The organism is Streptomyces sp. NPDC056347, from assembly GCF_042262625.1.
Lineage (GTDB): Bacteria > Actinomycetota > Actinomycetes > Streptomycetales > Streptomycetaceae > Streptomyces.
Genome location: NZ_JBHJQP010000255.1, coordinates 1 through 8178, shown reverse-complemented (window position 1 = coordinate 8178; position 8178 = coordinate 1). Strand labels below are relative to the sequence as shown.

Annotated in this window: 10 protein-coding genes and 5 tRNA genes; 7 read left to right on the top strand and 8 right to left on the bottom strand. The window is 71.7% G+C overall.

The features are described from left to right. Positions 1–13: 13 nt before the first annotated feature. Positions 14–85 (bottom strand) — tRNA-Val (locus ACFCV8_RS34315). Between the two features lie 54 nt (positions 86–139). Beyond that, positions 140–628 carry a TIGR02611 family protein gene (locus ACFCV8_RS34310; RefSeq protein WP_376689422.1) on the bottom strand — a complete coding sequence of 163 codons (489 nt, stop codon included), beginning with the start codon at positions 626–628 and terminating at the stop codon, positions 140–142. A 189-nt stretch (positions 629–817) separates the two neighbouring features. Here ACFCV8_RS34310 and ACFCV8_RS34305 point away from each other — a divergent pair, with 189 nt between their 5' ends. Both ACFCV8_RS34305 and ACFCV8_RS34300 read left to right on the top strand, forming a co-directional pair. Further along, a complete protein-coding gene (locus ACFCV8_RS34305) occupies positions 818–1231 on the top strand; it encodes an SsgA family sporulation/cell division regulator (protein WP_003959770.1) in 414 nt (137 codons plus the stop codon). A gap of 247 nt (positions 1232–1478) precedes the next feature. After that, positions 1479–2081, top strand: coding sequence for a CGNR zinc finger domain-containing protein (locus ACFCV8_RS34300; RefSeq protein ID WP_376689421.1), 603 nt, complete (start codon positions 1479–1481; stop codon positions 2079–2081). On the opposite strand, the gene ACFCV8_RS34295 is transcribed toward ACFCV8_RS34300, so the two are convergent. From ACFCV8_RS34295 to ACFCV8_RS34285, 3 genes are all read right to left on the bottom strand, one after another. Further along, positions 2071–2226, bottom strand: a complete 156-nt coding sequence (locus ACFCV8_RS34295) for a hypothetical protein (RefSeq protein ID WP_376689420.1) — start codon at positions 2224–2226, stop codon at positions 2071–2073. The two genes, ACFCV8_RS34300 and ACFCV8_RS34295, sit on opposite strands and share 11 nt — an antisense overlap. A 263-nt stretch (positions 2227–2489) precedes the next feature. Next, the gene (locus ACFCV8_RS34290) at positions 2490–3509 is read right to left on the bottom strand and encodes a LacI family DNA-binding transcriptional regulator (RefSeq protein ID WP_376689419.1); all 1020 of its coding nucleotides are present in this window, start codon (positions 3507–3509) and stop codon (positions 2490–2492) included. Between the two features lie 104 nt (positions 3510–3613). After that, the gene (locus tag ACFCV8_RS34285; RefSeq protein WP_376689418.1) at positions 3614–4063 is read right to left on the bottom strand and encodes a hypothetical protein; all 450 of its coding nucleotides are present in this window, start codon (positions 4061–4063) and stop codon (positions 3614–3616) included. 202 nt (positions 4064–4265) lie between these two features. Here ACFCV8_RS34285 and ACFCV8_RS34280 point away from each other — a divergent pair, with 202 nt between their 5' ends. Continuing rightward, on the top strand, positions 4266–4781 hold the full coding sequence (locus tag ACFCV8_RS34280) for a DsbA family protein (protein WP_376689417.1): 516 nt from the start codon (positions 4266–4268) through the stop codon (positions 4779–4781). A gap of 62 nt (positions 4782–4843) precedes the next feature. On the opposite strand, the gene ACFCV8_RS34275 is transcribed toward ACFCV8_RS34280, so the two are convergent. Genes ACFCV8_RS34275 through ACFCV8_RS34265 form a run of 3 tightly spaced genes read right to left on the bottom strand, consistent with a single transcriptional unit; the run spans position 4844 to position 7578 of the window. Continuing rightward, positions 4844–5680 (bottom strand): GNAT family N-acetyltransferase, encoded by an 837-nt coding sequence (locus tag ACFCV8_RS34275; RefSeq protein ID WP_376689416.1) that lies wholly within the window; start codon positions 5678–5680, stop codon positions 4844–4846. A 42-nt stretch (positions 5681–5722) separates the two neighbouring features. Continuing rightward, positions 5723–6544, bottom strand: coding sequence for an aminotransferase class IV (locus tag ACFCV8_RS34270; RefSeq protein WP_376689415.1), 822 nt, complete (start codon positions 6542–6544; stop codon positions 5723–5725). Next, positions 6544–7578, bottom strand: coding sequence for a chorismate-binding protein (locus ACFCV8_RS34265; protein WP_376689423.1), 1035 nt, complete (start codon positions 7576–7578; stop codon positions 6544–6546). The genes ACFCV8_RS34270 and ACFCV8_RS34265 overlap by 1 nt, the downstream gene beginning before the upstream one ends. 163 nt (positions 7579–7741) lie before the next feature. Between ACFCV8_RS34265 and ACFCV8_RS34260 the strand changes: the two genes are divergently transcribed. The 4 genes from ACFCV8_RS34260 to ACFCV8_RS34245 all read left to right on the top strand — a co-directional run bounded on the left by ACFCV8_RS34260 (position 7742) and on the right by ACFCV8_RS34245 (position 8089). After that, positions 7742–7814 (top strand) — tRNA-Gly (locus ACFCV8_RS34260). A 37-nt stretch (positions 7815–7851) separates the two neighbouring features. Continuing rightward, positions 7852–7925, top strand: a tRNA-Cys gene (locus tag ACFCV8_RS34255). 1 nt (position 7926) lies between these two features. Next, positions 7927–7998: transfer RNA gene (locus ACFCV8_RS34250), tRNA-Val, on the top strand. 19 nt (positions 7999–8017) lie between these two features. Next, a tRNA-Val gene (locus tag ACFCV8_RS34245) sits at positions 8018–8089 on the top strand. The last annotated feature ends 89 nt before the right edge of the window (positions 8090–8178 follow it).

Genomic DNA, 8178 nt, shown 5'->3' with positions numbered 1-8178 from the left:
CCCTCTGTCCGGGTGGGCGATACTGGGTTCGAACCAGTGACCTCTTCGGTGTGAACGAAGCGCTCTCCCACTGAGCTAATCGCCCGGGTGCGGGTCAAACATTACCCCATGTCAGCGGCACCCCATGACCACCCTCGGGTCACTCGTGGATCTTCCAGGGCATCGTGATGCCGAACTTCCACACGTAGATCCCGACCAGCACCGCAATGATCACCAGTCCGACCGTGGTCAGGATGATGTTGCGCCGCCTGACCTTGGGGTCGAGCGCCCGCTGGGCGGCCTCGGTGACCTTCCGCCTGGTCCAGCGGAGCACCAGTTGCGCCCAGACGAACTCGGTCGCCCAGATCGCCATGCCGCCGAAGATCACCAGCCAGCCCGGGCCGGGCAGCGGCAACATGATGATGCCCGCCACGACGACGGCGAGCCCGACCACGAAGACCCCGACCTGCCAGCTCAGGTGAAGCGTCCTGGAGGCCCGGATGAACCCGGGCGCCCGGGAACCGAGCCCCCGCTCCTTGATCACACCTTCCGTGGCCTCTCCGGTCGCACCGGCCGTACCGTCCCCCGCGCCGGGAACCGGCGCCGTGGAAGCGGCACCACCGTCCCGCACGTCACGCTCCGCATTCATGGGCCCAATCTACCGGAACGGCCTTCTTCACCGGAATGGCCGCATAACCAAAAGTTACACACCGCTGTACGAGCTACCTGTAGAGACACAAAAAGGTCAGAGGGGTTTACAACACCACCGTAGGTGGCATGTCGATTTCGCCGACGTGCGAATCCCCGAGCGCACACTGAGCGAAAGGCCCTGGCGCTTATGAACACCACGGTCAGCTGCGAGCTGCACCTGCGCCTCGTTGTGTCGAGCGAGTCATCACTGCCTGTACCCGCGGGCCTGCGGTATGACACGGCCGATCCGTATGCCGTGCACGCCACCTTCCATACCGGAGCGGAGGAAACGGTCGAATGGGTATTCGCCCGTGACCTCCTTGCCGAGGGGCTGCACCGGCCCACCGGCACCGGAGACGTCCGCGTCTGGCCATCCCGTAGTCACGGCCAGGGCGTCGTCTGCATCGCGCTGAGCTCCCCGGAGGGAGAAGCACTGCTCGAAGCCCCGGCGAGGGCCCTGGAGTCGTTCCTGAAGCGGACCGACGCCGCGGTGCCACCTGGCACCGAGCATCGTCACTTCGATCTCGACACGGAGCTCTCACACATCCTGGCCGAGAGCTGACCAGGCCGAGAGCCGCGCGGCGCCGTCCGACTCGGGGAGACGGCGCCGCCCGGAAAACCGCATACGGCTGACACCGGCGCCGTCGTCACGGAATCCACCGTGGTGACGGCGCCGGCGCGCGCCGGTGGCCGGTATCCGCCCTCGCCCCCGCACCCCGGCCCGTTCGGACCGCGGTGCGCCGCGGCGGAGCCAGTAGAGTCTGCCCGCATCGGCGGACACCCGCCCGCCGGAGGCAGGGAGCGAAAGCGTGCTGATCCCCCACGACACCCGGATCGCCCTCGACACGGTGGTCGAGCTGCTGAACACCGCACCGGAGAGCGAGCCACCGGCGAGCGGGCAGCCGCAGGCCGTACGGAGCGACGGCCTGGCCGACGTCGAAGCGCTGTACGACTTCGCCCGGCGCCATCGCATCAGCGGCGTGGGCGAACTGGACGAGAAGGACCTGCGGGCCGTGCGGGAGGTGCGGACCCGGTTCGCCGAGATCTTCGCGACCGACGACACGAAGACCGCCGCCGCGCTCGTCAACGCGCTCGTCGCCGCCGCCGGGACGACCCCGCAGCTCAGCGATCACGACGGTTACGACTGGCATGTGCACTACTTCGCGCCGGACGCCTCGATCGCCGACCACTACGCCGCCGACTGCGGCATGGCGCTCGCCTTCATCGTGGTGACGGGCGAGCTGGAGCGGCTGCGACGGTGCGAGGCCCCGGACTGCCGGTACGCGTTCGTCGACCTGTCCCGCAACCGTTCGCGCCGCTACTGCTCCAGCCGCACCTGCGGCAATCGTCTGCATGTGGCCGCGTACCGGGCGCGCCGGAAGGAGGCGGCCGGCCGACCCCTCACAGCATGAAGAGATCATGCACCGCGGCCATCAGCAGCAGACTGCCGACGACCGCGAGGAAGATCATCAGAGGGGGCTGGGACAGCGCGAAGAGGCAACCGCGAGGCTCTTCGGCAGGGCTTGTGGGGACATCGCCCCTGGTGGTGTCGACCATCTCGGGACGATCATGACGCACTCCGACCCGGCCGAACGCCAATAAGCCTCCCCTCCATGGGAGTTCACTCTTACCGGCCGGTCCGGATTCGCTCCGGTGTCCGATCGCCCGTCGCGCATTCGGTACGCGTGCGACGCGCCTCCTCCGGGCTCCGGATTCCGCAACTCCATGGCGTGGCGGGCGAGTAGCGCGGACCGGTCGGCGCTCAGCCGGTCAACGCCGCTCTTCCTGCGACGAGTTCACCGACCGGGCCCCGCACGGCCTCAGCGCGGCACCGAACTGGAGGACCGCACCACCAGCTCCGGCCGGAGCACCACACTGCGGTGCTCGTGACCGCCGCTCCCGCCGTACGCCTCCTCCAGCAGCAGCTCCGCGGCCATCCGCCCCATCACGGCCGCGGGCCGGCGGACCGAGGTGAGCGGTACGGCAGCGGCGGCGGCGAACTCGATGTCGTCGTAGCCCACGAGGGCGATGTCACGCGGCACCCGGACGCCCGCCGCGTACAGGGTCTGGAGCACGCCCAGGGCGAGCAGGTCGTTGGCGCAGAACACCGCGGTCGGACGGGGCACCAGGCCCAGCAGCCGGGCCCCGGCGTCCCGGCCCGCCGCCACGTCCAGCCGGTCGCACGGGATCTCGGTCAGCGCCCCGGGCGGCAGTCCCGCCCCGGCGAGCGCCGACAGGGCCCCCTGCCGGCGGTCCCTGATCTGGTGGAGGTCGTCCGGCCCGCTGACGTAGGCCACCGAGCGGTGACCGGCCGCGAGCAGATGACCGACGGCCAGCGCGCCGCCGCGGACGTCGTCGACGGAGACCGCGCAGGCACCAGGGCCGCCCGCCACCCGGTCCACCAGCACGAAGGGAATCCGGTGGCGGCCGAAGGCCTCCAGATTCCGGCCGCTCGCGTCGGCCGGGGTGATCAGGACCCCGCACACCCGCTGCTCGGCGAAGAGACCGAGGTATTCGGCCTCCTCCGCCGGGCTCTGGTCGCTGTTGCAGACCATGACGCCGAGACCGGCCGCTCGGGCCGCGCGCTCGGCGCCGCGTGCCACGTCCACGAAGAACGGGTTGCCCATGTCGAGGACGAGCAGGGCCATGATCCGGCTGCGTCCCGCGCGCAGCTGCCGCGCCGACTCGCTGCGTACGTAGCCCAGTTCCTCGATGGCGGCGAGCACCCGGGCGCGGGTCCGCGGCAGCACCGCCTCGGGCCGGTTGATCACGTTGGAGACGGTGCCCACCGAGACCCCGGCCTGCCGGGCCACGTCCTTGATCCCTGCCACGCGCGCCACTCGCCCGCCCCACTGCCGCCTCGGCCGCGCCCGGTCCGCGGCGTGCCCTCATCGTACGGACGGCGTTCCGGCGGCAGGTCCCGGGAGCCCCGTGGGGCCTCGGGTCAGATGCCGTGCTTCTTGAGGATGGCCTCGATGTCGCTGAAGTCGTCCCCCGGGGCGGCGGACCGCTTCCGGGCCGCCGCCTCGGGCCGGGGCTGCGGGGCGCCCGCGCCCAGGGACGGCGCCGAGGCCCCGGGGGCGACGGCCTCGCCCCGCGCCGCTCGCGCGGCCGCCCGGCGCTCCTTGCGGGTGCCACCGCCGCGCCGCTCGACGGCCCGCGTCGTCATGAACAGCAGCCAGGCCAGCCCCAGCAGCCCGAAACCGAGCCAGACGCTCGGCTTGAAGGCGATCCCGGCGACCCAGTCCACGATCCCGGTCAGCACCAGCGCGATCGGCACGAGGGAGTAGGCGGCGATCCTGGTGGCGGTGAGGAAGCGCTTCCGCCAGGCCGTGACGGCGGCAATGCCCAGGCCCGCCGCGGACACCGCGGAGCAGATGGTCTCGGCAAGCATCGGTGCCTCCAGGCGCAGGGGAAACGTCCCTTCCATCCTGCACCGGTGACCGGTGCGGTGGCCACGATCGGCGGGCGCATCAGGGACATCTCAGGGCCGGGATCCTCCCCAGGTGCCGATTCCGGCGCCGTCCCCGCCGGCGGGGACGCGGTCGGGGCGGGTGCCGGTTGGGCGGCTCGCGCGGGCCTGGGAGACTGGCCGTATGAGCGATTCCACCCCTGCGGCCCCGGTCGTCCTCGACGTCTGGTGCGACCTCCAGTGCCCCGACTGCCACCGGGCCCTCACCGATGTGCACGCCCTGCGGGGCCGGTACGGCGACCGGCTGGACGTACGGCTCCGCCATTTCCCGCTGGAGAAGCACAAGCACGCCCACGCCGCGGCCCAGGCCGCCGAGGAGGCCGCCGCCCAGGGTCGGGACTGGGCGTACGTCGACGCCCTCCTCGCCCGCACCGCGGACCTCGACCGCACCGGCGAACCGCTACTGACCGAGGTGGCGCGGGAACTCGGCCTGGACGCCGAGGAGATGGACACCGCGCTGATCGACGGGCGCCACATGCTGATCGTCGACGCGGACCAGGCCGAGGGCAAGGCGATCGGCGTCACCGGCACCCCGACCTATGTGATCGGCGGCGAGCGGCTGGACGGCGGCAAAAGCCAGGACGGGCTGCGCGAGCGGATCGAGCGGATCGCCGACCGGCTGCTCGCCGAGCAGGGCTGAGCCGCCCGCCCCTCGCCCGGGCCGTGTCCGGCGGATCGGGGCCGGACACGGCCTTGCCGCCCTCAGAGATCCTTGGCCAGGTTGTACTGGGTCGTCCGGTATCCGAGCGACTCGTACAGCCGCAGGGCGGGTGTGTTGGCCGCGAACACGTGCAGGCCCAGGCGGCGGGCGCCCGCGGCCAGGGTGATGCGTTCCGCCTGGAGCATCAGGGCGCGCCCGTGGCCGCGGCCCCGGTGCTCCTCCTTCACCTCGACGTCGTAGACGAACCCGCCCGTCTCGCCGTCGTCCTCCCCGAGCAGCGACACCCACACATGGCCGGTGACGGTGTCCCCGTCGGCCAGGACGTGGACGCGGGTTCCCTCGGTGTCCAGGCCGTCCGGCAGATTGCGGGCGTGGTCGGCCAGGGACTTGCGCATGGCCTGGTCGGCCGGGACGCCCTGGTCGATCCAGGACTGCGCGTAGGTCTCCACGCTGGTGCGCTGCCACGCTTCGAACTCCGCGGCGGTCATCGGCCGGGCCACGACCCCGTCGGGGAGAACGGGTCCGGCCGGATCGAGGTCCTTGACCATGTTGCGGCTGCGTTCGGTGTAGCCGAGAGAGGCCGTCAGGCGCCAGGCGCCCTCATTGCCCTCCGGCACCGACAGGCGGGCCTGGCCGCAGCCCCAGCCGCGCAGCACCTCCTCGGCGGCGAGGGCGGCGATGGTGCCGCGGCCCCGCCGTCGGCTCGCCTCGCCGATGGTCAGGGAGTGCAGCACCCCGCTGGCCGCGCCGAACGCCGCGTCGGTGCCGACCTCGACGGAGCCGATGAGCCGTCCGTTGTCGCACACGTCGTAGCCGCGCTTCTTCGCACCGTCGGTGCCTTGCTGGATCGGCCCGGTCGGCCGGAGGGTGGTGGTCATCAGGGATGTTCTATCCGCTGGCCCCCGGCCCGTCACCCTCTTTTACGGGTCGAGGTCGTCGGCCGCCCGCTCCGCGAAGATCCGCATGGCCTTGGCGGTCACCGGGCCGGGTGCGCCGGGCAGCTCGCGGCCGTCCACCAGGCGGACGGCCTGCACATCACGCAGGGTGGAGGTGAGGAAGACCTCCTCGGCCCGCTCCAGGACGTCGAGGGGCAGATCGGTCTCCTGGGCCCCCGTCCACTCGACGACCAGGGCGCGGGTGATCCCGGCGAGGCAGCCGGAGGCCACCGGCGGGGTGTGCAGCTGCCCGTCGAGGACGACGAAGACGTTGGAGCCGGTGCCCTCGCAGAGCCGGCCGACCGTGTTGCCGAAGAGCGCCTCCGAGGCGCCGTGCTCGCGAGCCCGGGCCAGGGCGACGACGTTCTCGGCGTACGAGGTGGTCTTGAGGCCGGTGAGCGCGCCGCGTTCGTTGCGGGTCCAGGGGACGGTGACCGCGGCGGTGCTGTCGGGGCGGCGGGCCGCTTCACCGAGCGCGACGACGAGGCTCGGGCCCGGGGCGCCGCGGTCGGAGCCGAGCGGGGCGAGCCCGCCGGTATAGGTGATGCGCAGCCTGCCGAGTGGCATCGGGTTGGCCTCGACGACCTCGGCGCAGGCACGGCGGACCGTCTCGAGGTCGGGCTCGGGGAGGCCGAGGCCGCGGGCCGAGCGGACCAGCCGGTCGAGGTGGCGGGTGAGGGCGAACGGCCTGCCGTCGACGGTCTTGACCGTCTCGAAGATCCCGTCGCCCACGGTGAGCCCGTGGTCGAGCACCGACACCCTGGCGTCCTCGGCGTCACGCAGTGCGCCGTTGACCCACATCCTCATCACGCGGTCCTTCCGGTCGGTTCCTCTGCGCCCGACGCTACCGCGAGGAGCCGGGACGCCTTGAGTTCGGTCTCGTCCCATTCTCGTTCCGGGTCGGAACCCCAGGTGATGCCGGCCCCGGTGCCGAAGCGCAGGACCGGCGCGGCGCCGGTCCGGTCGACCCAGAAGGTGCGTATGCCGACCGCGAGCGACGCGGTGCGGCGGTCGGCGTCGACCCAGCCGATGCCGCCGCAGTAGGGGCCGCGCGGGGCGGTCTCCAGCTCCTCGATGATCCGCAGGGCACTGGACTTGGGCGCCCCGGTGACCGAGCCGGGCGGGAACGCGGCGGCGAGCAGCTCGGGCCAGCCCGCCCCGTCGGCCAGCTCGCCGCGCACGGTGGAGACGAGATGGACCAGGCCGGGGTGCTTCTCGACCACGCAGAGGTCGGGGACGGTGACCGATCCGGTGGCGCAGACCCGGCCCAGGTCGTTGCGGACCAGGTCGACGATCATCACGTTCTCGGCGTGGTCCTTCTCCAGCAGGTCCGCCTCGGTACGGCCGGTTCCCTTGATCGGCCCCGACTCGACGGTGCGGCCGTCGCGGCGCAGGAAGAGTTCGGGCGAGGCGGTGGCGATCTCCACGCCGTGCCCGGGGAGCCGAATCGTTCCTGCGTAGGGGGCGGGGTTGCCGCGGGCGAGCAGGGCGGTCAGCGCGTCCACATCGGTCGCGGCCGGATCAGGGAGCGGCGCGCTCAGCACCCGGCAGAGGTTGGCCTGATAGACCTCGCCCCTCGCGATGTACGCGCGGATGCGGCGTACGCCCTCGATGTATCCGGCGCGGTCCAGGGACGAGCTCCAGTCGCCCGCCGCCGGGCCGCGCCAGGCCCCGGGGGCCGGAGCGGGCACCGGCGCCTCGCGCACGGAGCCGAAGCGGGCACAGAGGAGGCGGCCCTCGAAATCGGCGGACACGGCCCAGAAGCCGGCCGAATCGAGAGCTGCGGGATCACTGGTCACGTCCCTGAGACCGGACGCGAGGAGGCCGCCGAAGCGGGCCATTGGAGCGAGGTCGTGCACGCCGTCGAGTCTAGGACGGCCCCCGCCGGCCCGCGTCGGCACGAGCGCACCTCAGCACGCTGCGCAAACGCGTTTTTGTACTGGCCCAGGAATCCGCTAGAGTTCAACACGTCGCCGGGACGCGCAAGCGGACCGGGAAAGACAAGCGGACGTAGCTCAGTTGGTAGAGCGCAACCTTGCCAAGGTTGAGGTCGCCAGTTCGAACCTGGTCGTCCGCTCGCAGAAAGTGGGGGATCCTCCCGACCCCCCACTCCTGGTGGAGTGGCCGAGAGGCGAGGCAACGGCCTGCAAAGCCGTCTACACGGGTTCAAATCCCGTCTCCACCTCCAAGGACGATTAGCTCAGCGGGAGAGCGCTTCCCTGACACGGAAGAGGTCACTGGTTCAATCCCAGTATCGTCCACTGATCCGCAAGGATCCCCGCGCGATTAGCTCAGCGGGAGAGCGCTTCCCTGACACGGAAGAGGTCACTGGTTCAATCCCAGTATCGCGCACGCAGTACACGCAGGTTCACCCTGCGCGATTAGCTCAGCGGGAGAGCGCTTCCCTGACACGGAAGAGGTCACTGGTTCAATCCCAGTAT

What these genes read in the sequence shown, in the direction of transcription:
- ACFCV8_RS34310 (WP_376689422.1), bottom strand. Translation starts at nt 628, where the DNA reads ATGAATGCGGAGCGTGACGTGCGGGACGGTGGTGCCGCTTCCACGGCG.
- ACFCV8_RS34305 (WP_003959770.1), top strand. Translation starts at nt 818, where the DNA reads ATGAACACCACGGTCAGCTGCGAGCTGCACCTGCGCCTCGTTGTGTCG.
- ACFCV8_RS34295 (WP_376689420.1), bottom strand. Translation starts at nt 2,226, where the DNA reads ATGGTCGACACCACCAGGGGCGATGTCCCCACAAGCCCTGCCGAAGAG.
- ACFCV8_RS34285 (WP_376689418.1), bottom strand. Translation starts at nt 4,063, where the DNA reads ATGCTTGCCGAGACCATCTGCTCCGCGGTGTCCGCGGCGGGCCTGGGC.
- ACFCV8_RS34280 (WP_376689417.1), top strand. Translation starts at nt 4,266, where the DNA reads ATGAGCGATTCCACCCCTGCGGCCCCGGTCGTCCTCGACGTCTGGTGC.
- ACFCV8_RS34275 (WP_376689416.1), bottom strand. Translation starts at nt 5,680, where the DNA reads ATGACCACCACCCTCCGGCCGACCGGGCCGATCCAGCAAGGCACCGAC.
- ACFCV8_RS34270 (WP_376689415.1), bottom strand. Translation starts at nt 6,544, where the DNA reads ATGAGGATGTGGGTCAACGGCGCACTGCGTGACGCCGAGGACGCCAGG.
- ACFCV8_RS34265 (WP_376689423.1), bottom strand. Translation starts at nt 7,578, where the DNA reads ATGGCCCGCTTCGGCGGCCTCCTCGCGTCCGGTCTCAGGGACGTGACC.